Raw genomic sequence first — 26050 nt, forward strand, 5'->3', positions numbered from 1 at the left:
GAAGCTCGGTATTGGAAGACGTGGGTAGAGCGACTGACGAGCTAAAGCTCTGCACTACTTTGCTTCGCTTCGCGGTCAGTAAAAGGAGCGAGGGACATTCCTGTCCCGGTCGGGCGCGTGGCCGCTGACGCTCCAGACCTTATCTCGATCAAGCACCGCACCACGTCTTATCCCTCCGCTTCTACAGCCGGTTGGCACAACCGGACTACGCCCGTGGCTGGCAGCTGAAAGTAGTGCTGGGCTTCAGCCTGGCGACGCTTGACGTGAACGGCGCGACTGAACAGGCTGAAGCCGACTACTTTCGTCTCTCGCGCAGCGGGCTACGCTGCCTTCTTCTGCTCAGTGGCGGGCGCTGCTGGAGCGGCTGCTGGCGCTGGCTTCACTTCGGGCTTGGCGGGTGGTGCGGTGACCGCCGGGGCGGGCACGACGGTGGGATGCACGTCCACTTTCAGCACCGGGGGCTTGTTGATCTTGTAGATTTCTTCCTCGTACTTGGCGGCCAGGGCATCGAGTTCGGCGCGTTTGGCTTTGAACTCGACCTGCCAGGTTTCATAGGCAGCGGGGTCTGCTTCGCGCTTGTTGAACATGCCCTTCTGCTTGCCCCACAGGTTGCGCAGCGGGCGCACGGCCTCGTCATTGCGCTTCTTGTTGAGCGCGGCCACCTGCATGGACTGCTGGTAGGTGGGGGAGTCCGGGTCTTCCTGGATCTCGGCATGCACAGCCAGCTGGCGTTCATCCCAGACACCGACGATCTTGCCGTTCACCAGGAGGTCATAGCGACCGTTGATCAGGCCGGAGACAACCAGGGACTCCTGGGAGGCAGTGTGGCCGGCCTTGGTGAGTTTCGCGCCAATCGGAGCATCGGCATAGGGTGTCCATGGCAGGGCGCGGGGCTTGATGGTGTAGCTCACGGAGCGGCCGGGGTTGCCCTTCACTTCGGTGACCACGCCGGGGTTCAGGGATTTCCACTGGCCGTTCACGACCTTGACGCCGGCACCCAGGATGCCGCCGGTTTCACCCGTCTGTTTGAGGAGGGAGTAGGCCATGACGAACTGGCCGTCGTTGCCGGGGTGGATGGCATCGGCGATGAGGGTGAAGTTGGGATCCGAGCGGCGCTGGTCCACAGTCAGGGTGTTGAGGGGACCAAAGAGATCCACGAACTGGTAGCCGCGCTTCCAGGCAGTTTCCTGCAACCACTTGCCGTAGTACGCCAGCACGGCGTTGTAGTTGTCCACGATGCGGCCCTTGGCGTAGTCGGGTTTTTCCTTGATCCGCACGTCCCAGGCCTGGTGGTCAAACATGGTCGGGCTCATCACGATGACCCGGCACTTGATGGCATCGAGCCGGTTCATGAGCTCGGTCATGCCCTTCGCATAGGTGTCGAAGGTGGCCTTGTCGAAGTCCTTGTAGCTGCCGTCGTTCATGCCCAGCAGGATGGTGGCCACGGTGGGTTTGAAGGCGGCGATGTCTTCCTCGAACCGGTTGAGGGCATCCTGCGCACGGTCCCCGCTGATCCCGGCATTGCGGAAGTGCAGCCGCAGATTGGGATAGCGGGTGTAGAAGAAGTTCTCCACGAACTGGGTGTAGAGACACTGGTGGGTGATGGAGTCGCCGATGAAGATGAAGCGGTCATCGTTCTTGAGCCCCAGGCCCTTGGGTTGGGCCGCGGGTTTCGGCTTGGCAACCGCTGCGGCTGCAGGTGCGGGAGCGGCTGGTGTCGCGGCTGGGGGGGCGGGAGCGGGCTGCTTTTCCTGGGCGTGGGTGGAGTGGAGTGCCAGACCTGCGGCCAGGGCGGTGGCAGTGAAAAGGAAGCGTGGTTTCATGGAGGAAAGAGTTGGAGCTATTGAATCAGAAAACAGGGGGGCGTCCCAGCCTAAAGCGTCTTGATCTGGAGGTTCCGGAAATCAACGGGGTCTTTGTGACCGCAGATCACGAGATGACCCTCTTTGTTGAGCAGTCCCGGGTGTTCATGCCCGTCGATGGGCTTCTGCGTGGCCAGGTCGGCATCCACGATGGTCACGCCATTGAGAATGATTTTCACCTTGGTGCCCTGGGCGATGATTTCCTCGGTGTTCCACTCGCCGACCGGCTTCAAGCCTTCGCGCTTGGCGGGTACGACTCCGTAGATGCTGCCGTGGTGTTGCCAGTCCTTGATGGTGGCGTGTTTGGGCACGTTGGCGTCGATGATCTGGATCTCCATCCCGTTGAGGTGCGGGGCGGCCTTGCTGCCGGGCTTGATGTCATCGCAGCGGACGCCCATGCCGTTGTTGGCCCCCTCGGAGAGCTTGAACTCAAACTTCAGGTGAAAATTGCCATAGGTCTTCTCACTCACCAGATGTTTGCCCTCGGGGGTGCAGCTGAGTACGCCCTTCTCCGCTTTGTAGCCGGTGGCGGTCTCGGTCTTCCAGCCCGCAAAGGTTGAGCCGTCGAACAGCGAAGTGAAGCCCTGGTCCGCAGCAGGGCTGGTCAGCGGGATCAAGGAGACTACGGCCAGCAGGGGCAGCGCCCGGCGAAGCGGGCGGAGAAAGGCAGGGAGACGCATGGGAGAAGTGGTTGGCTGAGAGAGGCAGAGAACGCCGCCCAGCCCCCATCCCTTGCGAGGGAGTCACTTTCGCATCAGATCCGGATACACGCGGTGGAGTTCCGCCGCCTGTGCCTCACCCCTGCTCAGACGCCGAACCACCGCAAGGCAAAGCCGATGGCGAACGGGGCGGTGAAGATGCTGGCGATGGTGGTGGCCACGATCACCAGCATGGCAGTGGGCGGATGGCCTCCGTAGTGGCGGGTCAGCACCATGGTGAAGACCGCCGCCGGCATGGCCGCCTGCACGGCGAGGATCTGCTTCATCTCTGTGCCCAGAGGCAAAAGCACTCCCGCTAGGAGAAAGGTCCACGGCAGCACCAACTGGCGCAGCACCGCACTGGAGATGGCGGTGCCCCAGGCAAAGCGCTCTGCGCCGATGAGGTCCATGATGCTGGCACCGATGAGGATCACGCACAGAGGGACGGCGCATGCCCCCAACTGGCCCATGAGCGAGTGCAGCATGGTGGGGATGTACACGCCGACTCCGCTGTAGTGCAGCGCGAGTGCCGCCAAGATGCTGAGCACAGGCGGATTGATCGCGTGCCGCCACGGGGCCTTGCCAAACCCGGTGAGCAGGCCCACTCCGGCTGTCCACATGGCGATTTCCACCCCGAGCGTGTAGGTGAACAACACCCCGACCAGCGGCTTGCCAAACAGCGCCTCGGTTACCGGGATGGCCACGAAGCCGTAGTTCTGGAAGCTGGTGCAGAGGGCAAAGGTGCGGGCACCCTCACCGCGTTTGAGGCCGAGCAGGGGAGCGATCCAATAGCAGAGGAACATCGCCACCACGACCAGGCCGAACCCGAGGGCGGAAGCCAACAGCACCTGCAAGCCGTTCTTGAGCGCCGGATTGCCCACAATACGCTCCACCGCCAGACACGGGAAAAGCAGCCGCACCGCCAGCGTCATGATCCCCGCATCCGACTCCTTTTTCAGCCAGCCGAACTTTCGCGCCAGAGCTCCTGCCAGCATCGTTAGATAGACGGGCATCGTTGCAGTCAGGACAGCAGCGGGAGACATGTTGGGCGCGATAGATGAAGAGTGAGCGGGGGAAGTGGCGTTAATTTTGTTTCCGCAGCGGCCGGACGGGTGTTTGGTCCCATACCTGCCGGACTTGGGGTCCAGTCTATGCACCCGTTGCTCGTCGCTGCCCACTGAAAAGAAGCCTCACGTCCGCGCTCCCCGCTCATGCACATCAATGGTACTCCCCACCGCACCGTCCGGCTCAAACCCGGTGAGCCGCATGTGATCGAGATTATCGATCAGTTGAAGCTCCCTTGGGATTTCCAGCTCGTGGAGCTCCGCTCGGTCGGGGAGGTGGCCGTGGCCATCAAGGACATGTGGGTGCGCGGGGCCGGCTGCATTGGTGCCACCGCAGGCTATGGCATGTGGCTGGCCGCTCTGGAGGCAAGCCAGGAGCCTGATTTCCATGCCGCCTTTCAGCAGCGGGCGAACCAGCTCAAGCGTACGCGGCCGACCGCGGTGAACCTCGCTTACGCGGTGGACCGGCATCTCCAGCTCTTGCAGGAGCACCCGGAGCCAACCGATTTCCTGCTCCGTGCCCAGGCCCTGGCAGAAGAGATTGCGGAAGAGGACGTCCAGGCCTGCCGCCTCATTGGCGAGCACGGGTTGCAGCTCATCCGTGCCTTGCACGAGAACAAGCCCTCTGGAGAGCCGGTGAACATCCTCACCCACTGCAATGCTGGGTGGCTGGCCTTTGTGGATCACGGCAGTGCCACGGCCCCGATCTACGCTGCTCACGCCGCTGGCATTCCCGTGCACGTCTGGGTGGATGAGACCCGCCCTCGCAATCAGGGGGCGCGCCTCACAGCATGGGAACTGGCCCAGGAAGAGGTGCCGCACACCGTGATCGCCGACAACACGGGCGGGCACCTCATGCAGCATGGGCTGGTGGATCTGGTCATCACCGGGGCCGACCGGGTCACAGGGAACGGGGATGTGGCCAACAAGATCGGGACCTACCTGAAGGCGCTGGCCGCCCGGGACAATGAGGTGCCGTTCTATGTGGCGCTCCCTTCCAGCACCATGGACTGGACGATGGGCGATGGGCTAAAGGAAATCCCCATCGAGCAGCGCGGCGGCGATGAAGTCTCCTGCATGGAGGGGCTGACGGCCTCAGGAGCACTGGAAACAGTGCGCTTGTTCCCCAGCGCGAGCCCGGCGGCCAACTATGCTTTTGACGTCACCCCGGCACGACTCGTCACCGGATTGATCACCGAACACGGGATCTTTGAAACCACCCCGCAACAACTTCGTCACCTTCGAAAAAATACGGTGCAAGGTTGACTTGCCCTTCATCCTGCCCCAGACCGCTTTCCCGCGTTTTTTGCAGCCGTACTTTGTCAATTCCGCGTTTGGTATCGGGCAGAAACCTTGCTAGCATCCATTCCCATCCATGTCGACTCTCCACGAACCTCCCAAGCTCAAGGAAATCCTCATTCTCGGACAGGAGCATGTGCTTTCCGGGGGAGTCTTCATCATCCCCAGTCAGCTGGCGTACTACGACCTGCTCCATCTGGAAAAATTCCTGGGAGGGCGGCCGCTGGCTTATGTGAAGGACAAGTCCGCTGGCGTCGAGACTCTGGTGGAGAGCCATCTGCATGGCGAAAGCGTCCGGGTCATCGAGTTTGACGGGAAGACCCCCGATGTGGCGGCTCTCTCTGCGTCCCTCAAGCAGGAAGTGGAGAAGGGGACGGTGCTGGTGTATGTGACGCCTGACGCCGCGACGCAACCCGCCGCGCTCTCTTCTGTGCCAGGCGCCCGACTGGATTTGTTCGTTTCCTTGGGAGTTCCGCTGCAACCACTGCACATTCTGCACACCAACGACGTGGTGCTTGCCATTGAGGCCGCCAAGCCAACGGGTGATGCGATTTTTGCCTTCGGCCCCGTTCTGAAGGGGGACAAGATCAATACGGCGGAGCTCCTGCAGTCCATGCTGGTGCTGGCCGAGGTGTGCTTTGCCAAGAATCCGCTGCTGGACCGCAATCTGGCCTATGCACTCGTCCAGGGCCTGAAGAAGCATGGTTCCCGTGCTCACCTGTTTGACGGGAAAGACGACCAGACGTGGCGGTATGACAAGGTGCTCGCTGCGGCCATCGTGCTGAGCAAACATGTGAAGTCCGTCACCCAGAAGTCCCGTGTGGGGATCATCCTGCCTCCTGGCTTCGGGGCCATGGTGGCGAACCTCGCGGTCCTGTTCGCTGGCAAAACGCCGGTGAACCTGAACTTCACCGCAGGTCGGCAGTCGGTGGAGAGCGCCATGAAACAGGCGGATCTGGACCACTACCTGACGGCAGATCTTTTTGTCCGGAAGCTCCAGACGTTCCCCTGGCCGCCCAACCGTCAGCTCACCTTCATCGAGCGCCTGCTGCCGCTCAAGCGGGCCGCCATCTCCCAGTGGTTCGTGTTGTGCAAGCTGCTTCCCGCCAGCGCCATCGCGGCCTTGCTGGGTATTTCGAAGAAGGGGGGCCATCAAGAGGCCCTGCTGCTTTTCACCAGCGGCAGCAGCGGGGATCCCAAGGGCGTGGTGCTCACTCACCGTAACCTCATGGCCAACGTCTGCCAGTTTGGCAGTCGCCTGAATCTGAACTCGACCGACAGCATTCTGGGCTGTCTCCCGCTCTTCCACAGCTTCGGGTGCACGGTCACCCTTTGGTTCCCAATCATTCAGGGGCTCTCGCTTGTCACTTACCCGACGCCGCTGGAGACCAAGAAACTCGCCGAGCTGATCTACAAGCACAAGGTCACCCTCAAGATCGCCACGCCCACCTTCCTGCGCGGATATCTCAAAGGGATCAATCCCGACCTGTTCGCCTCTTTGAAACTGGTGGTGACGGGCGCAGAAAAGCTGCCCAAAGCCGTGGCCGATGCCTTTGAAGGCCGGTTTGGGAAAAAGGTGCTCGAAGGCTATGGCCTGACGGAGACCTCCCCGGCCACCAACGTCAACCTGCACGACCCGACCCCAGAGGGTGAAACGGTCGTCTTCCCGAGCCATCGTCCAGGCAGCGTGGGCCAGTTGCTCCCTGGCATGGCCCTGCGCATCACCGACCCTGAGAGCGACGAGCCGCTGCCTGTTCTTCAGAGCGGCATGGTGTGGTTCAAGGGGGCCAACGTCTTCGAAGGTTATCTCAAGAACCCGAAGAAGTCCGAGGAGGTCATCAAGGAAGAATGGTTCCGCACCGGCGACATCGGTCGGTTGGACTCCGACGGCTTCCTTTACATTGAAGGCCGTATCAGCCGCTTCTCGAAAATCGGGGGCGAAATGGTGCCGCATGAGACGGTGGAAGATTCCGTCAACAAGACCCTCGGTCTGGAGCATGAACTGGCCCGGCGCATTGCCGTGGTGGGTGTTCCGGATCAGGAAAAGGGCGAAGCCCTGGTGCTGCTGACCTCGGTTTCCGGTGGCAATGTGCAGCAGGAGATCCTGGATCTGCGCTACAAGCTGCTCGACCGCGGTATGCCGCCCCTCTGGATCCCCAAGAAGATGGTTCGTGTGCAGGAGATTCCTGTCCTGGCCAGCGGCAAACTGGACGTCAAGGCCTGCGAGCGCCTGGCGAAAAGCGCCGGCGGCTGGTAGCAGCCAACGGGTGCGGACTCACCCCTACTGGTCTGGCAGGTTGCATTTTCCCTGCCGGACCCTAGTTTGGGGGCGTACCCTTTCCTCAATTTCATCCCCAACCTGCTTTCGCCATGAGCCAACCCAAAATTACCGCCTACCTCAAGACCTACTGTGGCTGGAGCGAAGGCGTGCGCGCCATCTTCCGCAAGTACAACCTGCCTTACGAGGAGAAGGACATCATCAAGAACCCCGCTTTCCGCTGGGAAATGGAGCAGAAGAGCGGCCAGCCCCTGAGCCCCTGCGTGGAGATCAACGACACCATGCTGCCAGACATCAGCGGCGAAGAAGTGGAGCGCTGGATGCTCGACAACAACCTGCTGGAACAGAACGACGTCGAGCCGGATGCGCCGATCAATTCCTCCTGCTCCGATGAGCAGCACGCCGCCATGGCCAAGCAGTCGGGCGCGGTGAAGTTCATCGCGTAACGTCACGCGACCGACCTTTTTCAAGCCGCCTCCCTCCAAAGGGAGGCGGTCTTTTTATGCCCGTTCAGCTCGTAGCTACCTGCTTTCCTGGGGAGCACCAGCGGCCTTGCCCAGAACGTGCAGCCGGGCGATGCGGCGGATCTCGTTGATCGTTCGCCGGTTCGTCACGTCACCATGCCACGTGGGCACGATTAGTTCAGACTCTGCGCCGTCCAGATGAGCGCTTTCGTAGGGCACCACACCGTCGCTGGACTTGGTTGGGTCTGAAGTCTCGAACAGTTCACCGATGATCGTGTGATACTTGGCCCGGATGGGCTGTCGGGAGAGATCCAAAATCAGCGGATGATCTGGCTGCATGGACTTGATGCCGTCCACACCGAATCCATCGAACCGTCCCCGGTTGGGATTGATGTGGGCCAGATCGAGCCGGGCCACCGCGGTGACCAGATCCACCATCTGCCCAGGGGTACGCACCATGGAGGATCCCCAGCGCCCCAGCCAGCTCCCTGCCATGCGGCTGCCCCGGTGTGGTGTGTTCATGAAGATGATCCGCTTCACATCCGGATTGGCGTGAAAGATCAGCATGTTGCGCAGCTCATCCCGCAGGGGGGCATCGAGCTGCAGCTGGTCAGGCGCACAGGCGAACCAGGTGTTCCAGAAGACGTCCTTGGACTCCGTGACCTGCATCCGGGCGACCAGCCCACCCATGCTGTGGCCTATGACCAGGATGTTCTTGAACGCAGCATCGTTCCCCTCGGGATCCACGCTCCCTTTCAGTTCAGCCAGGGCCTGGCGGAACCAGGTGGAGGAGGACACCACCGGTAAACCCGTGGGATAGACGTAGTACCAGCATTGAATCCGTGGTCCCAACTCCGGATCGGCCATCAATGCGGCCGCATGCGCCTGCCAGATGTGAGGATCGGCCATCAGGCCGTGGATGAAGATCACCGGCACCTTGTCGGCGCGGTAGGGCTCCATGAGGTAGAGCCCGTTTCGGGTGACGTAGTTGCCAGGCCGCATCAGGCCTCCCACCGTGGCAGAGACAAAGGTGGCGGGCTGGAGTGACTTCCTCACCGGCATGGAGAAGTCCGCCGCAACCGGCCACGGGCGGTCTCCGGCCGTCACTTCGCTCAAGGCGCGCGGGTCGGCGAGTTTCAGCGTCGCTTGCTGATTCCCATCGAACTGCAGCAGCGCCGTCATGGGCAGGAACTGTCCCTTTTCCGGGGTGAACTTGCTGGTGGCTTCGCCCTCCCGAGGCTTGTGAATGGCGAGGTAGGGGGCTCCAATGCCCTTGCGGCGAAGCCGGGCATATTCCGGGGTGCGTCGGGTTTCCAGCGCCAACGGGCGGACTTTGTCGATCAAGGCAGGTTGCCAGACATCGTGGCCAGAGCCTCGGGCAAGTCCAGGGTCGATCCGCACTGTCCAAGGGCCGTCACGGCCCGGCAGGGTCACGGTTTGCGGCCACTGGTGGGGAGGCTGATCACTTAGCTTTTGGACGACATCGGTGACCGCTTCGCGGTACCGGCTCACGGCCACCTCACGACCAAAGGGAGTGAGGTTCTCCTTCCCCAGCACTTTCCAGGCCGAGGCCGCCCGATCCATGGGGGGGACTGGAGTGGCGAGCCTCCCCCGCTACCAGCGCAGGAAGGGAACGTAAGAGCCGTGAGAACAAACAGACCTGAGATGGCTCGCAATGGGGGCATCGGCATCGCTGCGACAAAAAACGCAGGCGCTAAGGTGCGCAATCAATCTTTGCGCGGAAGCGGGAGGAGAAAAGTAGTGTGGAGCTTCAGCTCGTCAGTTGCGCGTTTCACGTCATGCAACGCCAGGCTAAAGCCCAGCACTACTTTCAACAGCCAGCCTTACAGTCCTGGAGGACGCTCTTTGATCGAGCGACCTTTGGGCTTGTTGTCGGCCACCGGGGCGCTGGGGTCGTAGGTCTCGCCACCGACGACGCCGATGCTCTGGTCCGCCTGGACTACGAGTTCAGGACGGTCCGACTTGTTCTCCTTGTGGTAAGCGCGGCGGATGATCTTGCCCTGGGTGTCCACGCACACATGGGCGTAGATGTGGGGAGCCGCCATGAAGAGGATGTGAAGCTTGTTTTCCCGGTCCACGGTGACCTGGGGGTCGGCAGAAACCAGAATGCAGGCTCCCAAGGAGAAGGTGGCCAGCTTGAGCCCGGTCTTCTCATCAAGCAGACGGACATACAGGTAGGACCGGTCAAAGTCGCGCAGCACCGAGAGGGAATACTTGCGGATCTGGCCCTCGCCAGGAAGGCCAGGGGGCACGCCGAAGTTGAGGTTGGGGATGTCCAGTGGGCGGGCGTCCACGAACTGGGCCCGGGCCTTGTTCGAGATGAAGTATTGCTGGGACGGCGGGTGGTACACGCTGGCGGCGATGGTGTACTGGCCGTACTCGGAGAAGGAGTAGGAGTCGGAGATGAGGATTTTGCGGCTGATGCTCGCGCCAGACTTGAAGATGATGCTCTCGTCTGAGTTCAGACGGATGGTCGGCACCTGGTTGCCAGCGGGATTGATGACCTCAAAGGCGAGCCAGGCCAGGCCGTTGGGTCCACCCATCACCACATCCGTGCCGGAGCGGTTGTTGATGGTGATGGTGGCCTCCACGGCCTCATAGGTGAGGTAGGTGGCCTTGTTGAGTTTGACGTTTGTCAGGAACTGGGCGTGGGCCTGGGTAGACCATGCACCCATGGCCAAGGCAACAAACAGGACAAGGCGGGAGAGTCGGGAAGGCATGGAGCAGAGAAGAGTGAAGGTGAAGGGCGGGTGGATGAGAACCGGAGCGCTGCCAGATGTTCAATCCGGCGGGGTGCTCCATCAGATCAGGACTTGGATTTGGTGTCCATCTCTGGCGCCTTGTCGCTGACGGTGCGGAAACCCCGGGCCAAGGTGGCCTCTGAGGCAGACTGGGCATAGGTGCGGCTGGAGAGGACGTTACTGGGCGTCTTCTGGGCGAAGTGCCCACCCCGTACCACCGGCACGAGAAGGTCAGGGTAGTCTGGGTGCGTGCTCCAGGTGGAGGTCCACTCCTCGACGTTGCCCGCCATTCCGGCGATCCCTTCCGGGCTGAGGTCTTCGACGATCTTGTTCACGGGGGCCCAGTAGTTGTAGCCGTCCACGTCACCGCCCTTGCCTTTCGGGTCGTAGTCGGTGCCCAAGTTGGCGGAAGCGGGGCGGTTTTCGGTGCCCCAGGGGAAGGCTCGGCCGTCGGTGCCACGTGCGCCTCTTTCCCATTCTTCCTCGCTGGGAAGGCGGTGACCCCGCCATTTGGCGAAGGCAAATGCGTCCCACCAGTCCACATTCACGATGGGACAGTTGAGGTCCATGGGCTGGTTGTTGAAGAAGCCTCCCGTGCGTGCGGCCGCGAGATAGGCTTCCCAGCGTTCAGGACGGTGATTCTTCTTCGCCTTGGGCTGGTCTGGATGGTCGTAGGCCTTGGCTGCCGCGGAATCTTTTTCCAAGGCGTCCAAAAACATCGCGTACTGCCCGATGGTGACCTCGTGGGTATCCATCCAGAAGGCGGGGAGTTCCTTGGTCTCGCCACGGCGGAAGAGGAACTTCCCTTCCGGGATGAGCTTCATGGTCTGCTCGACCGGTGCGGCCAGCTTGGGGCCACCCGTGATGCGCTGCACCACTACGGCACCCAGGCCGATCAGAAGCACACCGGCGACCGCATATGCCCACACTGGTACCCGCGACTGGCGGGCAGACTCAATCACCTGGGCTTCCTTGGTGTCCGCCCGTTTCAGCAAGCTGCGCTCACGGAACTCTTCTTGAAACTCAATCGCCTGCTGGCGGAGACCTTCCCAGTCCAGGTTCTCCTTCACCAAGTCGTCTATCAGATGCCGGGCCCGGGGGCCATCCGCGATGGTGCGGAGCATGTAGAGCAGCTTCTTGGTATCGGCGACGAAGTCACGGGTGCGACTGCCCGCTGGACGGAAGACGTTGACGATGCTGGCCTGATGTTCGCTGTCCACGAAGACATCGCGGCCGGACAGCATGCGGTAATGATAGCCACGGTGGGTGGCATAACTCATGGCCTCTGCGATGTGCCCGATGATATCAGCGAGGATCTTCTCCCCAAACTTTTCACCGGTCTCGTGCAGCTTGTCCACGGTCATGCCATGCGGCATCTCCCGTGTGTAGAAGTGATAGCGACCAATCTGGAGGCCCTCATAGAGAGGGGCGATGCGGGGGTGTGCCACCGCTGCCTTCACGCGCTGCCGCTCCTGGAAGTCGGAGATGGCGCTCGGGTTGACGATCTTTTCCGGTTTGAGCACGACGAGCACCACCTCGCGATGCACGCCCTGCTGCACGGCGATGTAGGACTCCGTGTCCGGCTCGGCGTAGAGCCGTTCCTTGATGATGTAATTTCCCAGGACCGTTTCCGGGGCCAGCAGGGGAGGTTTCTTGTACTCTTCGTCCTCGTCGGCGCTCACTAGCGCGGCCTGAAGCACCCCGGTATCGCTTCCTGAGACAGGGACGGCACGTGCCACCTTGCCCGGACCGGTGCCGACCACTGCCGTGGCTCGTGCCGTTTGGGCCGGAGGTTTGACGGGTTTGGGTGCCTCATTCTTGTGGGGAGCCGCCGCAGGAGCGACCGGGCGCGGTACTTTGGCGGTGGCTTGGGAGGCCTGGACCACTGCGGGCGCGGTCGCGGCCGCCTGCACGACGACTGCCTCAAGATTCTGCCCGGAAGCGGAGACGGTGACGGCTGCTTCCTTGATGATGCTGATCAGTTTGGAGACCGGCACAGGATCGTAAACGAGGGGGCATCCATTGATGGCCTCCTCAAAGCCCGTGAGGTCATAGCGGCTGGTGAAGACCGTTTGCAGCTCGGGAAACTTTTCCGTGATGGCGTCGCGCAAGTCGAAGCCGGTGAACTCTCCCAGAACGCCTTCGCAGATCAGCACGTTCAGCTCGAGGAGGTTCTGCGCCAAGCCCACCGCCGTTTCCGCGTCATCGGCTTCATGCACGGTGTACCCCTGTTCTGCGAGGCTCGCCACCCGTGTGGCGCGAACTTCAGCATTTGGGTCAACATACAGGACTACCATCGCTTGGGGGGATCCGTTCACTTGGGAAAGAGAGCATTGTCCAGACCAGCGGGGGCGCTGGGTTGTGACGAGAAGTCGAGCAAGTCCCCAGGTTGGGCCTGTTCTCCAGCCAGTTTGTTCTGGTAGAACAGCTTAACGACGAATCCGTGGAAGGTTCTCCGGCCGAGGTCCCGCACTTCTTCAGGCTTGGGTGGCGGAAGATCGTACACGACGTCCACCAGCTCCTCGTTGGCATCCTTCCAGTTCACCGGGGCAGAGACCCAGTTGAGGGTAGGGGCGGCTGCACGGGCTTGCTCAACCCGTTCGCCGTTCACTTTTTCAAAGAGGAACACGTGAATGTCCATCTGGGCGGGATCAATGACCGTGCCGGGGGTGGCGATCAGCGGGACGCGCACGGCAATGCGTTCGCCCTTGGTCACGGTGGGATCCTTGATGATCGTGCAGGCACCCAAAGTAATGGGGCTGCCAGATGACGCTGGAGCGGTCAGTTCAGGACGGCCGGTGCCGCCGCTGAGCTTGGCCTTGGCGAGAGAGGCGTACCCGCCAGCCCCGGCTTCGCCCATGGCGGCGATCGAGCGCCAAAGGGCTTCTGCCTTGGTCATGATGCCCATGGCCTCATAAGAGAGGGCCATTTCAGACAGAATTTCAGGATGGTTGGGCTGCTGAAGGTCTGCCTGCCGGAAGGCCTGAAGCGAGCCCTGCATGTCCCCCTGGGAGCGGGCCTGACGGCCGACCGCCAGGGCCTCCAGAATCTGTGGCTGCGTCAACTCCCGCCCTGCGGGCAGGAGTGGTCGCTGCGAGGCGGCGACCGGTACCGGTGCCGGTGCCGGCAGGGGAGCAGCTGTCGAAAGCGTCGCGGGAGGCTGCGGAGTGGGCGCAGGCTGCGGGATCACCCCAGCTGGGTTGGAGGGTTCCAAACCCACCGGGGTGGCACCAGACTGCCGGGCTTCGTTGCCGGATCGGAGGCCGAGCGCCCAGACGACTCCGGCCACTGTGATCCCGGCCAGCGTGTACAAGGCAGCTTGAGCCACATGGTGGGACTTATTGGATTCGGGACTGAGGATGGCAACAGGCTTGGCCATGAAGAATTTTAGAAAAAGGTGATCCTAGGGGCTGGAGCAAGGGGTGTCAATCATCCACTCCCTTGTGCGAGGGAGTGGTTAATTGTCGCAGAACGTGGACAACCGGATCGCTCCGGCGCTCAACTCAATTGCCGCCCTGGTCGGCAATATTGCCCTGAATTACCAGGTCCTTGGCCCCGCCTTGGTTGAAAACACCGGCCAGGTGATTGCCCCGGGCTGTGTTGTCCGTGATGGATCCGCCCACCCCTTCGGATGCGAGGATGCCGTACTCTCCGTTCGTGGAACATTCGTTCTGTTCCACACGTGGTTTAAAACCTTGGCCGAAGACCACGATGCCCGTGCCGGCGTTGCCCTTGACCTTGTTGCCGACGATGCTGATGGAGACGGCGTTGCCCCCCACGGCGAGGATCCCGTCGCGCTTGCACTTTTCCACTTCGTTCGTGAGCACTGCGCTGCCGGTGCCTGGGGAGTCGAGCTGAATCCCAGCTTGTTTGCTGAGGAGCACCTTGTTGTTCTCGAGTTTGACCACCGCGTTCTGCTGGACGGCCACACCGACGCCGTTGTCTTCGCAGACAACATCGGTCGCCGTCAGTTTGGTGCCATCACCCGCGGCGGCCAGTCCGGCCTCCGCGTTGGAGCGGCACTGGGTCTTGGCGATCACGTTGACGGAAGCGCCGTCCTTCACGACCACGCCGGAGAGGCCGTTCTCAGCGAGAATGCAGGCCTGGAGGACCGGGAAAGTGCCGGTATGGCGGACTTCGACGCCGTTTTCACCGTTCTTGCGGGATTCACACTCGGTCAGGCTGCCGTTTACGCCGCTTTCCAGGGTGATCCCGTTACGGGTGTTCTTCTGGAAGCTGCAACGCACCATCTGGGGTTTGCCAGCGCCGGCGACGAGCAATCCATCGCCAATCCCGGATTGGAAGGTGCAGTCTTCCAGAAGCAGGCTGCTGGATTTGAGCATCGCGACGGGCCAGCTCACCTTGTCGGGAACGTCATCTCCTGTGTGCTGGAAGATAAAACCTTTGATCGAGCCGCCTTCGCAATTCTCGGCCAGCAGGGCGGAGCCTGCCTTGCCGTCGGTTTGCACGATCACCTTGCCGGTGGCTTCTGCCTTAAGGTTGATGCCCGACTTGAAGCGGATCTGTTCCTCATAGATACCCGCAGGGATCGTCACCGTGTCGCCAGCCTTGGCGGCGTTGATGGCCGCCTGGAGGGTGGTCACCTTGCCTGAAGTAGTAGGCGGGGGAGTGGGAGGATTCTGGGTGTGTGACGGAATGGACGGCGTGGGCTCCGTCTTGGGAGTCGGCGGAATGGCAGGGGGCTCCGGCTTCGTCTCGTTCTTCACCACCACGGGTGGGGTGGTGTGGGAATTGGAACTCGGATTCGAATTCGAGCTGGGATTGGAATTCGGAGTGGGAGGCGAGGTGGGGTGATTGGGCGCCACGTGCGGATCGGTCGGCACTGGCTTCTTCTTGAAATAGGGCAGATTGTTGTAGGCCCACCAACCGCCTGCTCCCATGACGCCGACGCCCATGAGCAGGATAACCAGCACCACCATGATGATGACGCCGTTGGATTTCTTCGGGGCAACTTCACTCGTGCCGGTGCCAGGGGCCGTCCCTGTGGAGGGATGGGAGCCCGCTGTGGCCGGGGTAACACCCGGGCCCACTCGCACCGCACCCGCGCCGATGCCCCGTGTGGGGACGCTCATTTCAGTCATCCCGGCTCCTGCCCGGACATAGGTCTGGGTGGCGTTGGCGTGGGAGGTGAGGTGACCGGGGAAGGCGGGCGGCAGAGCGCCCGTGGCGGTCGAATGACCAGAGGTGGTGGGCAGTGGCGGAATCTCTGGGCCGCCAGCAGGGGCCAGGCCCAGGCGCTGACGGACGATTTGCGCACTGCTGGGACGATTTTCTGGGGCCTTCTCCAAGCAGGCCAGAATGGTTTGCTCCCATTCTACAGGGATGGATTCGGCATTGATGAGGCCGAATTCCTGCCGCCGTTCCGAGAGGGACTGCACGGCATCCTCCTTCAGTTGGTGGATGATATTGCCACTAAAGAAGGGGGGCTTGCCAGTGAGCAGCTCATAGAGCGTGCTGCCGAAGGCATAGATATCATCGCTGACGTGGGGCTTCTTCCCGTCGGCCTGCTGGGGGCTCATGTAGGCCAGCGTGCCGGTGGAGTTGCCCACGGCCATGGTGGCGCGGTTCATCGCGTCCGAGATGCTGCGGGCAATGCCGAAGTCGGTCACGCGGAGGTTGCCGTCCCGGTCCACCATCAGGTTGGCTGGCTTCAGGTCACGATGGATGACCTTGGCGATGCGATGGGCGTAGTCGAGCGCCTCCAGGAACTGGCTGACCCACGCCGCAATCTGGCGGGGCTCAAACACCTTGTTGGGCTGGCGGGTGCGCAGGACACCCAGGTTTTCGCCATCGATGAACTCCATGCTGATGGCGGCATGGTCGTCATCGAGCAGGAAGTCGTAAATTTTGACGATGCCCGGGTGGGCGAGGTTCAGGCCTTTGAGCGTTTCCTCTTTCAGCTCATCCACGGCCACGTCGTCATAGCGCACGGCTTCCGGGGCGAACTTGAGGGCGACTTCCCGCCCGAGGCGCTCATCCTTGGCCAGCCAGACCACTCCCATGCCCCCTCGACCCAGCAGACGCTGCAGGATGAAGCGTTCAAAGACGCGGTCGCCTTTCTGGTGCCCACGGATCGTGTGACCAAAATCGATGTCATCCAGGTTGATAGGCGGCTTTTCGTCAGACATGGCTGGGGAGCAAAAGCGGGATATAGTCGGGGAAGAGCGCCGCTTTGCAAATGATCACGTGCTGGGGCTGATAATTGTTGGAAACGAAAGACCTCTGCCAGCCCAGCTGCGGCGGGTATTGAAATAAAAAAGGCGCCAGCCCGGGCTCCCCGAGCTGGCGCATGATGCAGCGTGAGGGCTGCAAGAGACGTTTTTTGTGACCGATTAATTCGAGTAGCTGTGAGGAGGCGTCACGGCTTCGAAGTTCTCAGGCGTCTTGCTGTACCCGCCAGTGCTCACGGAAGCGGACTTCGTGTAGGTGGTGGTGGGGCGGACCGTCCGGGTCGGGTAGTAGTGGTTGTGCACTTCTGGCGGCGGGTCAGAGGCGCAGCTCATGAGCGAAGCGGAGACGGCGGCCAGGATGGTCAGCTTGAGGATGCTTTTCATTTGGATCACTGGGTTTGAGTTTGGCAAAAAGTAGATTCGGAGGCGGAGGGGCTGCTTAGTTGGGCTGCACGCCGGCTTCACCGGTCACAGCGGAAGGCCCGCCGTCTTTGGCGACACCGCGGCGGCCGACCAGCACGTAGTAGGAGGCGAGGCCGTTGGCGCGGGCCATGTGCAGGTAGACCATGGCGGTGCCGTTGTAGGAGGCGCGGAACTGAACGCCAGCCAGCTTGGAACCGCGGCGGTCATCCAGGATCAGGTTGCCCACTTCATCGTACACATACACGTCCACATCGAGCGCGCTGCGGTCCGCACCGGACAGGAACACATAGTCCAGGCCCTTGGTGACGGGGATGAGGAAACGAACTGCCTGACCGCCGCCCAGCACGCCGCTGTGGTCGGTGGGGGCCATGGAGAAGCCCTTCGCGACATAGCTGGTGGCCATGCGGTAGGCGACATCTTCAGCCTCGCGGGGGTCAGCCTTGAGGGCGGTGGTGGAGGCGAGCATCAGAGCGCCAACGATCAGGGACTTAACACGGTGTTTCATGGTATTGTAGTTGTTTGGCAAGATGGTTTAAGGGGTTGCTGCATGCATGTGGACTGACACGCCCCTGTGACAAACTTTTTCAATTCCCAGTAATTTTTTCCACGATGCCTTTTGCCGCGTTATTCAGCTTTTCAACGCCGTCTTTGGAGATGGAGCCATCCAGAGGGATGTTCACGCCTTCGAGGATGGAGGGGAGAGCCGCAATGACAGCCGCGACCTTGGGTGAGGTCTTGATGTCCTCAGGAAGGTTGTTCAGGTCTGCCTGCATGGCCTTTACCAGCACCGGTTCACGCAGGTAGTTGGAAGCGGCCGCGGAGTAGTGGTTCTTCACCACATAGGCCGTGTACTGCAGACCCTGCATCCAGCCGGCGGTGATGATGAGGGAGCGGCGCTTCGTGTTGCCCTGGGCGCGGAGGGACTTCATGATGTCCGTCTGCAGGAAGCCCAGTTCCATGAACACCTGGAGCCATTCGCCCTTGTTGGCATGGGCGCGCACGGTCTTCGCACGGCTCATTTCCTCGTCCTTGACGCCAAGTTTTTTGGCAAGGTCTTCGATCTGCTTGGAGCAGTCATTGAGGCCCTGGACGTTGCGCGCCTTGATGGCCATGACGCCGTCGGCGATCTTCACGCCAAGCGCGAGGGCCGTGTCGGATTCGTTGGTGAAGTTGTCCGCCACCACGTCCGTGGCGATGTCGCCATAAACTTTTTTCCAGTCATCAAAATTCAGACTGAGCACCTGGTCCAGGCCGAGGAACTTGTCATAGGGGCTGGGTAGACCAAGCGGGGCAATCTCTGCCTTGCTGGGGTCAAAACCGGCCTTTTCCTGTGCAGGAGCGGGTTGGGTGAGGGCGAGTGGAAGAACGAAGCATCCGAGAAGAAGGGGGCGAAATCGAAGCATCATGGCTGGCGAATGGCGCGGGGTGATGTAAAATAGCGGTCGAACTAAGGTTTTTGCCAGCAGCAAAGCAAGCCAAACTTTATGAAAACAAGGTACACCCCGACCCGATTTTCCAACCCCTTGCGAAATGCAAGTAGCCTGCTGGCGGTGCTCGGCATGGTGTCATTGAGTTCCTGTGCGAGGGAGGATGACGCCCTTCAGTCACAGATCATTGAGACACGCGCCGCGATGGAACAGCGCAATCGCGAGCTCGAGCAGACCCAGTCACAGCTCAATGAGCTCAAGGAAAAAATGCAGCGCATGAGCGGTGCCTCCGCCTCGTCCGATGAGGTCGCCCGGCTCAAGGCCCGCAATACCGAACTTGAGGACCAGTTGGCGGCTGCGCGGAAGCAGACCTCCACGGCTGATGCTCCCGTGAAGTTCGACATGGATGCCATCGCGTCGAAGCTGGAGGATGATCTCACGCGCAAGGCCAAGCAGTTGCGTGAGCTGGTGCAGAAACAGACGCCAGGTGGTCGGGTGGATGAAATTTCGCTCAAGTCGATCGAGTATCCCCGTGAACTGCTGGTCACTTTCAACTCCGCCATCACCTTCAACATCCTGGCAGAAAGCGGAGAGAAGATGCGCCTGGTATTCCCTGTGACGGCGGACCTCGGTGGCACCTGGAAACTTCCAGCTCCGGCGGAAGTGCAGGCGGCCTATGTGCAGGCCAAGAGCCAGCCCGCAGGCGCGGGAGCAGGTAGCAGTGGCGCGGCCTGGGCAGGGGCGGGATCAGAAATCGCTCCGTCCTCGAGCCCGGCTCCTGCATCCACACCGGCGGCCGCGCCTCACGTGGCGGCTTCGGCTCCGGCCCCCTCCGCAACTCAGGCTCCCGTCAGTTCCGGTGGTCAGACTGGCATGCGGCAGGTGGATGCCAACACGTTTGTCTTCAGCTGGGGTGACTCCCGCGGTGGCGGTGGTCAAGCCCAACCCCAGGCGCAGGCTCCTCGTCCTGCAGCCCAGCCGACGGCCCCCGCCCCGGCTCCGGTTCAAGGTAATACGCCGATTGCCAACTTCACCCCTCCCGGTCCTGGCGGCGCAGCCCCCGCCCCGGCGCCAGCAGCACCTTCCCGTGGTGCAGCCCCGGCTGCCGCCACACCGCCCCCGGCGGCCGTGATGCCGGTGCAGCAGGACATCACGATCCGGTTTGATTGATTGATGGGGTGAAGTATCGCGTGAGACCACGTCTGGCACCCCTTCAGGGTGCAATGAAATAGCCATCATACCAGGGGCAGGGCTCGTTGAACTCGCCCGGCCCCTGGCTACCTTCTGGGATGCCTTCGGCATAGAGGCGCGAGTGTGAATTGAAGCGCGAAGGAGAGATGCAACGCTCACCGTGAGCCTGAGGTGGTGGGCGGTCAGAGGTCGCCACGGCCATGCTTCAATGTGACTCTCCGCTTCCACGCGGGGCCGGAGACCCCGCCTTCTTTACCGGGAGCAGGGCGCCTGGGGAAGGTAGAAGAGCCGTCCCGGCTCTTGGGTGTGCTGGGTAGTGTGGGCGCACGAACCGGGACGGTTCGTCCACATTGGCGGAGCGAGCCCTCAAATACAGCAGATATGCCATGGGGCCTGTGGTCCCATTCGGGTTTCTCCAGCGATGATGGCCGCGAGATCCTTCTCATGCCGAAGGCATTCGAGACGGTAGCCAGGGGTTGAGCGTAGCGATACCCCTGGAAAGTCGTTTTAGGATGGGCACCCTGAAAGGTGTGCCAGAACATGACGCCACATCCAGCGCCATTTGGCACCCCTTCTAGGTTCAATGAAACTACGATACGGCCCGAAAACCGCACTACGCCATCACGCCTTCAATCGCGTTGCCGTAGCTCAGCGGCACGGGGCGGTTGGCCACGTCACGCACCTCGGTGTGCGGATCGATGCCCATGAGCTGGTACATGGTGGCGGCCAGGTCATCGGGCGTCACCGGTTTGTCGGCGGGGTGTTCTCCGGTCTTGTCGGATGCCCCATAAACAAAGCCGCGCTTGGCACCGCCGCCCGCCAGCAGGGCGGTGTAGCAGAAGGGCCAGTGGTCGCGGCTCAGGGCCTTGTTCACCCTGGGCGTGCGGCCGAATTCGCCGACCCAGATCACGAGGGTTTCATCCAATAACCCACGCTCATCCAGATCGGTCAGCAGGGTGGGCAGGGTCTGCTCTGTGATGGGGAGGTGACGCTGCTCGATGATGGGGAACATGCGGGTGTTGTCGAACCCGTGCGTGTCCCAGCCGCCATCGGTGGTGGTGCGTCCGCCGATGCTCTCTGAGAACGTGACGGTGACGAACTTCACCCCCGCCTCAACGAGGCGGCGGGCGAGCAGACAGCTCTGGCCGTAGGTGGTGCGACCGTAGGCGTCTCGAACCTTGTCCGGCTCCTTGCTGAGGTCGAACGCCTCACGCAACTGGGTGCTCTCCAGCATGCCCAGGGCTTTCTCATAGTAGCCGTCCAGACCCTGGGCGGCGGCGGAGAACTCCAGCAGGCGGCTCTGGGAATCCACGAGCTTCTGCATCTCCCGTCGGGAACGCAGCCGCTCGTAGGTCATCCCCTCAGGCAGGCTCAGTTCGGGCAGGGCGAACTTGGGCTGGTTGGGATCCTGGGTGACGAGGAAGGGATCGCGGCCCTTGCCGAGGAAGCTGGCAAACTGGCCTGGTGTCTGGGTGCCATCACTGACCACATAGGGCAGATGCACCGAGGTGGGAACCTCACCCATCGCAGGGCTCATGCGGTCCACCACACTGGTGTAGGCGGGAAAGAGATCCGGGGTGTCCTTGAGCCGCTGATCATCACTGGGCGGCGCATGCCCCGTCAGTGCGTAGTAGCCGGCGGAGTTGTGGTTCTTCATGTTGTGGTGCACGCTGCGGATGAGCGTGACCTTGTCCATGACCTTGGCCGTCTTGGGCAGCAGTGAGTTCACCTGGATGCCGTCCACGTTGGAAGACATCGGTTTGTGAAAACCCCGGATGCCGCTGGGGGCGTCCGGCTTCATGTCAAAAGTCTCCAGGTGGCTGGGGCCGCCCCATTGGAAGAGGAAGATCACCGACTTCGCCTTGGCCACGAGCTTGGGATTGCGTGCGGCCTCCTCGGCAAAGATCAGCTTCGGCAGACTCATGCCAAAGAGTCCCAGACCGCCCACGCGCAGGATGGAGCGCCGGCTCAGCAGCCGGGTGGCGGCGAAGTTTGTGCAGGCGTGGGAGCGAGGGTTCATCGAAACAATAGGAAGGTTTTAGACAGAATTAACAGAATTGAATGAGAGTTCTGCTGTTGCGTATTCGGCTTCACACGAGTCTCACATGAGTTCTAAATTTTGTTAATTTCGTTAATTCTGTCTGAATCTCATCTTCCGCAAGCTCATCGCCTCAGCACGAATTCCTTCGCGTTGACGAGGGTCCAGGCGAGGTCTTCGAGGGTGGCGCGTTTGTCGGAGGACTGGGAAAGGAGTTTGGCGAGGGTGGCGCGTTCCTCGGGGGAGGGGGCGCGGGAAAGGGCACTCCAGAAGAGGGTGTCCACCTGCTCCTCGGGTGGGGTGTTGCTGTCCAGCAGGCGGCCGAGGGCGTTGCCGCGCCGCTTGAGGAGTTCGTTCACCTTGGGCCCGCTGATGAGGGTGAAGGCCTGGCCCATGGTGGTTTCATCGGTCCGCTCGCACTCGCAGGCCAGCAGACGTGGAGGCTGGCCGAACTGGGCGAGGAGCTGTTCGCTGTCGCCGCCCACGGTGTCGCGCTTGCGACCGTTGGTGGGGCCGGGGCGCTGTACGGCGCGGGTGATCTCCGGCCCCCAGCCGCGGAACTCCGGTGTGATGCCCGCGAACTGGTGCAAGGAGTCAAACAACTGCTCGGCACCGAGACGGCGCACCAGGGCGTGCGAGTAGTTCTGCTGATCGTCTTTGTTGGTGGCGTTGGGCTCGCTGGTGAGCTGGTAGGTGCGGGAGGTCATGATCCGCCGGACGATCTGACGAAGATCATAGCCTGAGTCCACAAACTCGCGGGCGAGCTGCTTGAGCAGTTCAGGATGGGTGGGCGGGTTTGTGGCGCGGAAGTCATCGACCGGATCCACGAGGCCGCGCCCCATGAGGTGGGCCCAGATGCGGTTCACCTGGGCTTCGGCAAAGAGGGCGTTGGCGGGATTCGTGATCCAGTCCGCCGCGGCTTTGAGGTCGTTCTTGGCCGAGAGCGTCTGCGCATCGAGCTCCGCGGCCCCCAGCAGTTTGGGCTTCAGTTTCTCCCCCGTGCGCGGATTGGTGAACTTCACCTCCTTCATCAGCTCCACGACCTGCTCACCGTTGAAGGCGTGCTTGTCGTTCTTGTCCACGCCCTTGTTCTCTAGGACCTTGTAGTCCACACGACCAAAGACGGCGCTCCATTGGAAGTAGTCGTCCTGCGTCCAGCGGTCAAAGGGGTGGTTGTGACACTGGGCACACTGAAGCCGGGTGCCCAGAAAGACGCGGGCGATGCCTTCTGCCCGGGCATTGGGTTCGCGCATGGCGCGGTAGAAGTTTGCCTCCGGCACCTCATAGGTGCTGCCTTGGGCCGCCAGAATGGTGCGCGCAAACTGGTCCACGGGGACATTGGTCGCGACGGCGTTCCGGATCCACTGATGGAAGGCGGTCATCCCGCGCTTGTCCATGGTGCGGGACTCGACGCGGAGGGAGTCGGCCCATTTCAGCGTCCAGAAGTCGGCGAACTCCTGGGTCGCCATGAGCCGGTCCACCAGGAGCTCGCGCTTGTCGGGTGCCTGATCCGCCACAAAGCGCCGGGCCTCTGCCCCGGTGGGTGGGATGCCGCAAAGATCCAGGTAGGCGCGACGCACAAAGACTTCGTCCGATCCCAGAGGGGAAGGAGTCATGCGCAGGGACTTCAGCTTCGCAAATACGTGGCGGTCCACGTAGTTGTTCTGGCGGGTGGGCGTCCACTCGAAGTCGGGTCGGGCGGCGACAAAGGCCAGCCGCACCGGTTGCTGCTTGTTCAGATAACGGACGATGAGCGTGGGCTCGCCGTTCTGCAGCTTGGTGATTTTTCCCGCGGGCGTGATCTGGATCAGCCCCACTTGGGCTGGTTCGTACACGGCTTGGGAGGTGACGTCTTCCTGCGATCCGTCGGAGAAGGTGGCGATCGCCTTGATCTGTACTTCGGCAGCGGGCTCCACCAGGATCTGCTCCTGTGGCGTGACGTCCAGCTTGATGAGCTTGCGTTCGCCGGGTTGATGGCGCGTGGCCCCTTGGGCAATCCAGTCACGCAGGGTGCGGTATTCCCAGGAGTCTTTGCCAAAGCGTTTGCCGCCCTCGTGGGCAAGCGCCTGGGTGGCCTTGAGCAGCAACAGGCTGCGATCCGGCTCAAAGAGGTTCACGCGTCGGCCGCTCACATCCTGGATGAGCGCCGCGTAGTCATAGTCCAGGTCGTCACCCCGGAGGGACATCTTGAAGCCGCCCTTTCCCGTGGCGTTGCCGTGGCAGGTGCCCAGATTGCAGCCCGCCTTGGCGATCACCGCCTGCACGTCATTCGTGTAGGAGACCTCACCGGCCGCAAGCGCGCCGCAGCCCAGCAGAGGTGCAAGGGCAAGCGCGGAAGGCAGGGTCTGGAGCAGACGGGACGGCATGCCGGGGAGGGCGGATCAAAAGGAGGTCAGAGGAAAACGTTTGGCGGGGGGAGAATGTTTCGGGCCAACCGGCGTGGGAGCGGGCCTGGGACTGGGCGCTTGTGCTTCAGGGGACCCGTGCCAAGGTGAGGCCTGAGCCCAAAGTGGAAACTGGGCCTGCAACGGGAGGTCACCATGCCGGAACTGGCAGAAGTTTATTATTACGCGAAGCAGTGGGCGGCTGGAATGGGAAAGCCGGTCCGAAGGGTGGAACTGCACGCCCAATCCCGGGTCTTTCGCGGCTGTGACACGGGGGCGCTGGAGGAGGGAATGAACGGAGCGGCGCTCAAGGAGGTACTGACCCACGGGAAGCAGATGCTGTTCAAGTTCAGCCGGGGGCAATGGCTGGCGGTGCATCTGGGCATGACCGGGGAGACGCGTGTGGCACCGCAGCCCTATGAGGCTGCCAAGCACGACCACCTCGTGCTCCACCTGCGCGATCGAGCGCTGATTTTCACGGATCCACGCCAGTTTGGCCTGGTGCAGTACCATCAGGGGAACGCTCTGCCGGAGTTCTGGCAGGCGCTGCCACCCGAAATCGGGAGTGATGCCTTCACCACTGCGCTGCTTACTGGGGTGCTGCAACGCCACGCCCGGGTGCCGCTCAAGATGCTCCTTCTCGATCAGCGCTATTTTCCCGGCGTCGGGAACTGGATGGCGGACGAAATCATGTGGCAGATGAAGTTGCCTCCTGCCACCCCCTCTGGAAGCCTGACCGCCAAGCAGGTCACTGCCCTGCACCGTACCGTGAAGAAGGTGTGCAAAGGGGCGATGGACACGGTGGGGGTGGACTGGAGCGATCCTCCGCAGGACTGGCTCTTCCGCTACCGGTGGGAAGACGGTCACGTTTGTCCGCGTTGTCAGGCAGAACTGGTGAGGGAATCCCTGCGTGGGCGCACCGCCTGCTGGTGCCCCGTGTGCCAAAAACTGAACTAGCCCCCTTGGGCTGACCCCGCGCCATCATCTCTTTTGCCGAGTTCTTTCCGATGTTCTTTGAGGCCTTCCCCGCATCCTCCGCCCTTCAAGACCTTTCCCAACTGGGGGCGTTCGCACCATCAGCACCCGTTCATCTAGGCCGGGCCCGGCACAAAGATCTGACCTCCGTGGGGCATCTGCTGGACCGGTTCCTCTCTGCAAGCGCGAGCGAGCTGGAGAGACTGCGCGCGGAGAACCCCTGGCCAGTCCTCGCACCGCTGCTGGAGGGACTGCCGGAGGCTCCTGAAATCGCTCTCGCGGACGAAGGCATCTTCGCGCTGGCGCTCGGGGTGCACCGGCGGGGCTGGAGCGTGCAGCCAACGATCGTGCCTGAATCTCTTTTAGATCGGGTGCTGGATGCATGGCACCGCGTGCAGCCGGATGCTCCTCGAACCCTGCCGCCTCAGGTGGCGGTGCCAGTCCTGGCCAATGCGCCGCTCTGGCCCGCGCTGCTGCATCTACAGCCTTTTCAAACCGATTGGGAGCAGCCGCTGCGTCGCAATCATGTGCATGTGCTGGGGGGCATGCTGCCGGGCTCGTGGGTCATGGATCCCACGCCACTGCCTCCGGGTGCGGTGATTCCAGTCTTGGAGATCGCGGCTTGGGAAGAGCTCTCGTTGCTGAATGCATCGGGCCGGAGCTTTTTGATCTCTGATGCCTGGGGGAACGAGGTGGTGCCTCTGCCTGCCGGTGCTGATTGGTCATCATCGATTGCCGAGGCCGTGGCCAAATCCCCGCGGGAGCGAAGGATTCTGACCGAGGTGGTCGATCCCACAGAAGGATTCCTCTTCGCTCTGTATGAGAAGGGGGCGGCGCGCACGGATTACCTGGGGGCGCTGGCGATGCATCGCGATGAAAGCGGAGTCTGGCGGGTCTCCCGGGTTGCGGTGTGAGGCGGAGACTCCGTTTCAGAAGGTGATCCATTTTCAACTCTGGATCACTTGGGCTGAATTCGCGTGTAACCAGCGGGCTG

Annotated in this window: 19 protein-coding genes; 6 read left to right on the plus strand and 13 right to left on the minus strand. The window is 62.1% G+C overall.

Translation table 11 applies throughout. From position 1 onward, the window contains the following. Positions 1-320 precede the first annotated feature (320 nt). The 3 genes from BV106_RS06410 to BV106_RS06420 all read right to left on the minus strand — a co-directional run bounded on the left by BV106_RS06410 (position 321) and on the right by BV106_RS06420 (position 3603). Complete coding sequence (locus BV106_RS06410; protein ID WP_038162240.1) at positions 321-1823, minus strand: SGNH/GDSL hydrolase family protein; 1503 nt, start codon at positions 1821-1823, stop codon at positions 321-323. A gap of 50 nt (positions 1824-1873) precedes the next feature. Further along, positions 1874-2542, minus strand: a complete 669-nt coding sequence (locus tag BV106_RS06415) for a DUF1080 domain-containing protein (protein WP_051945255.1) — start codon at positions 2540-2542, stop codon at positions 1874-1876. A 125-nt stretch (positions 2543-2667) separates the two neighbouring features. Further along, positions 2668-3603 (minus strand): AEC family transporter, encoded by a 936-nt coding sequence (locus BV106_RS06420; RefSeq protein ID WP_081891556.1) that lies wholly within the window; start codon positions 3601-3603, stop codon positions 2668-2670. A 168-nt stretch (positions 3604-3771) separates the two neighbouring features. Between BV106_RS06420 and mtnA the strand changes: the two genes are divergently transcribed. The 3 genes from mtnA to BV106_RS06435 all read left to right on the plus strand — a co-directional run bounded on the left by mtnA (position 3772) and on the right by BV106_RS06435 (position 7647). Further along, positions 3772-4890: an S-methyl-5-thioribose-1-phosphate isomerase gene (gene mtnA, locus BV106_RS06425; RefSeq protein ID WP_038162244.1), complete on the plus strand. Its 1119-nt coding sequence runs from the start codon at positions 3772-3774 to the stop codon at positions 4888-4890. A 109-nt stretch (positions 4891-4999) separates the two neighbouring features. Further along, entirely contained in the window at positions 5000-7180 is a 2181-nt protein-coding gene (locus tag BV106_RS06430) for an AMP-binding protein (RefSeq protein WP_038162247.1), read from the plus strand. 113 nt (positions 7181-7293) lie between these two features. Then, positions 7294-7647: a glutaredoxin gene (locus tag BV106_RS06435; protein ID WP_038162249.1), complete on the plus strand. Its 354-nt coding sequence runs from the start codon at positions 7294-7296 to the stop codon at positions 7645-7647. Positions 7648-7722: 75 nt separating this feature from the next. Here the strand turns inward: BV106_RS06435 and BV106_RS06440 are convergent, their stop codons facing one another. From BV106_RS06440 to BV106_RS06475, 8 genes are all read right to left on the minus strand, one after another. Further along, on the minus strand, positions 7723-9249 hold the full coding sequence (locus BV106_RS06440; RefSeq protein ID WP_038162251.1) for an alpha/beta hydrolase: 1527 nt from the start codon (positions 9247-9249) through the stop codon (positions 7723-7725). A 260-nt stretch (positions 9250-9509) separates the two neighbouring features. Beyond that, positions 9510-10406 carry a hypothetical protein gene (locus BV106_RS06445; protein WP_038162252.1) on the minus strand — a complete coding sequence of 299 codons (897 nt, stop codon included), beginning with the start codon at positions 10404-10406 and terminating at the stop codon, positions 9510-9512. A gap of 86 nt (positions 10407-10492) precedes the next feature. Next, on the minus strand, positions 10493-12724 hold the full coding sequence (locus tag BV106_RS35135) for an SUMF1/EgtB/PvdO family nonheme iron enzyme (RefSeq protein ID WP_051945257.1): 2232 nt from the start codon (positions 12722-12724) through the stop codon (positions 10493-10495). 17 nt (positions 12725-12741) lie between these two features. After that, the gene (locus tag BV106_RS06455; RefSeq protein ID WP_038162253.1) at positions 12742-13806 is read right to left on the minus strand and encodes a hypothetical protein; all 1065 of its coding nucleotides are present in this window, start codon (positions 13804-13806) and stop codon (positions 12742-12744) included. Positions 13807-13930: 124 nt separating this feature from the next. Further along, positions 13931-16576 (minus strand): right-handed parallel beta-helix repeat-containing protein, encoded by a 2646-nt coding sequence (locus BV106_RS35140; RefSeq protein ID WP_051945259.1) that lies wholly within the window; start codon positions 16574-16576, stop codon positions 13931-13933. 204 nt (positions 16577-16780) lie between these two features. Then, positions 16781-17002: a hypothetical protein gene (locus tag BV106_RS06465; RefSeq protein WP_038162254.1), complete on the minus strand. Its 222-nt coding sequence runs from the start codon at positions 17000-17002 to the stop codon at positions 16781-16783. A gap of 55 nt (positions 17003-17057) precedes the next feature. Continuing rightward, positions 17058-17546 (minus strand): hypothetical protein, encoded by a 489-nt coding sequence (locus BV106_RS06470; RefSeq protein ID WP_038162256.1) that lies wholly within the window; start codon positions 17544-17546, stop codon positions 17058-17060. A 79-nt stretch (positions 17547-17625) separates the two neighbouring features. Beyond that, positions 17626-18447 carry a hypothetical protein gene (locus BV106_RS06475; RefSeq protein WP_038162257.1) on the minus strand — a complete coding sequence of 274 codons (822 nt, stop codon included), beginning with the start codon at positions 18445-18447 and terminating at the stop codon, positions 17626-17628. Between the two features lie 117 nt (positions 18448-18564). On the opposite strand from BV106_RS06475, the gene BV106_RS06480 reads away from it, so the two are divergent. Next, on the plus strand, positions 18565-19638 hold the full coding sequence (locus BV106_RS06480) for a hypothetical protein (protein ID WP_265595389.1): 1074 nt from the start codon (positions 18565-18567) through the stop codon (positions 19636-19638). 634 nt (positions 19639-20272) lie between these two features. On the opposite strand, the gene BV106_RS06485 is transcribed toward BV106_RS06480, so the two are convergent. Both BV106_RS06485 and BV106_RS06490 read right to left on the minus strand, forming a co-directional pair. Continuing rightward, on the minus strand, positions 20273-21679 hold the full coding sequence (locus BV106_RS06485) for a DUF1501 domain-containing protein (RefSeq protein ID WP_038162261.1): 1407 nt from the start codon (positions 21677-21679) through the stop codon (positions 20273-20275). Between the two features lie 143 nt (positions 21680-21822). Continuing rightward, positions 21823-24063 (minus strand): DUF1549 and DUF1553 domain-containing protein, encoded by a 2241-nt coding sequence (locus tag BV106_RS06490; RefSeq protein WP_051945260.1) that lies wholly within the window; start codon positions 24061-24063, stop codon positions 21823-21825. A 174-nt stretch (positions 24064-24237) separates the two neighbouring features. Here BV106_RS06490 and BV106_RS06495 point away from each other — a divergent pair, with 174 nt between their 5' ends. Next, positions 24238-25038, plus strand: a complete 801-nt coding sequence (locus BV106_RS06495) for a DNA-formamidopyrimidine glycosylase family protein (protein WP_038162263.1) — start codon at positions 24238-24240, stop codon at positions 25036-25038. Between the two features lie 50 nt (positions 25039-25088). Then, positions 25089-25970 carry a hypothetical protein gene (locus BV106_RS06500; protein ID WP_038162265.1) on the plus strand — a complete coding sequence of 294 codons (882 nt, stop codon included), beginning with the start codon at positions 25089-25091 and terminating at the stop codon, positions 25968-25970. Positions 25971-26050 lie beyond the last annotated feature (80 nt).

The sequence above is a fragment of the Verrucomicrobium sp. BvORR106 genome (assembly GCF_000739655.1).
Classification (GTDB): Bacteria; Verrucomicrobiota; Verrucomicrobiia; order Verrucomicrobiales; family Verrucomicrobiaceae; genus Verrucomicrobium.

What these genes read in the sequence shown, in the direction of transcription:
- BV106_RS06475 (WP_038162257.1), bottom strand. Translation starts at nt 18,447, where the DNA reads ATGATGCTTCGATTTCGCCCCCTTCTTCTCGGATGCTTCGTTCTTCCA.
- BV106_RS06455 (WP_038162253.1), bottom strand. Translation starts at nt 13,806, where the DNA reads ATGGCCAAGCCTGTTGCCATCCTCAGTCCCGAATCCAATAAGTCCCAC.
- BV106_RS06430 (WP_038162247.1), top strand. Translation starts at nt 5,000, where the DNA reads ATGTCGACTCTCCACGAACCTCCCAAGCTCAAGGAAATCCTCATTCTC.
- BV106_RS06465 (WP_038162254.1), bottom strand. Translation starts at nt 17,002, where the DNA reads ATGAAAAGCATCCTCAAGCTGACCATCCTGGCCGCCGTCTCCGCTTCG.
- BV106_RS06440 (WP_038162251.1), bottom strand. Translation starts at nt 9,249, where the DNA reads ATGGATCGGGCGGCCTCGGCCTGGAAAGTGCTGGGGAAGGAGAACCTC.
- BV106_RS06485 (WP_038162261.1), bottom strand. Translation starts at nt 21,679, where the DNA reads ATGAACCCTCGCTCCCACGCCTGCACAAACTTCGCCGCCACCCGGCTG.
- BV106_RS35140 (WP_051945259.1), bottom strand. Translation starts at nt 16,576, where the DNA reads ATGTCTGACGAAAAGCCGCCTATCAACCTGGATGACATCGATTTTGGT.
- BV106_RS06435 (WP_038162249.1), top strand. Translation starts at nt 7,294, where the DNA reads ATGAGCCAACCCAAAATTACCGCCTACCTCAAGACCTACTGTGGCTGG.
- BV106_RS06420 (WP_081891556.1), bottom strand. Translation starts at nt 3,603, where the DNA reads ATGTCTCCCGCTGCTGTCCTGACTGCAACGATGCCCGTCTATCTAACG.
- BV106_RS06445 (WP_038162252.1), bottom strand. Translation starts at nt 10,406, where the DNA reads ATGCCTTCCCGACTCTCCCGCCTTGTCCTGTTTGTTGCCTTGGCCATG.
- BV106_RS06415 (WP_051945255.1), bottom strand. Translation starts at nt 2,542, where the DNA reads ATGCGTCTCCCTGCCTTTCTCCGCCCGCTTCGCCGGGCGCTGCCCCTG.
- BV106_RS06490 (WP_051945260.1), bottom strand. Translation starts at nt 24,063, where the DNA reads ATGCCGTCCCGTCTGCTCCAGACCCTGCCTTCCGCGCTTGCCCTTGCA.
- BV106_RS06495 (WP_038162263.1), top strand. Translation starts at nt 24,238, where the DNA reads ATGCCGGAACTGGCAGAAGTTTATTATTACGCGAAGCAGTGGGCGGCT.
- BV106_RS06410 (WP_038162240.1), bottom strand. Translation starts at nt 1,823, where the DNA reads ATGAAACCACGCTTCCTTTTCACTGCCACCGCCCTGGCCGCAGGTCTG.
- BV106_RS35135 (WP_051945257.1), bottom strand. Translation starts at nt 12,724, where the DNA reads ATGGTAGTCCTGTATGTTGACCCAAATGCTGAAGTTCGCGCCACACGG.
- BV106_RS06500 (WP_038162265.1), top strand. Translation starts at nt 25,089, where the DNA reads ATGTTCTTTGAGGCCTTCCCCGCATCCTCCGCCCTTCAAGACCTTTCC.
- BV106_RS06470 (WP_038162256.1), bottom strand. Translation starts at nt 17,546, where the DNA reads ATGAAACACCGTGTTAAGTCCCTGATCGTTGGCGCTCTGATGCTCGCC.
- mtnA (WP_038162244.1), top strand. Translation starts at nt 3,772, where the DNA reads ATGCACATCAATGGTACTCCCCACCGCACCGTCCGGCTCAAACCCGGT.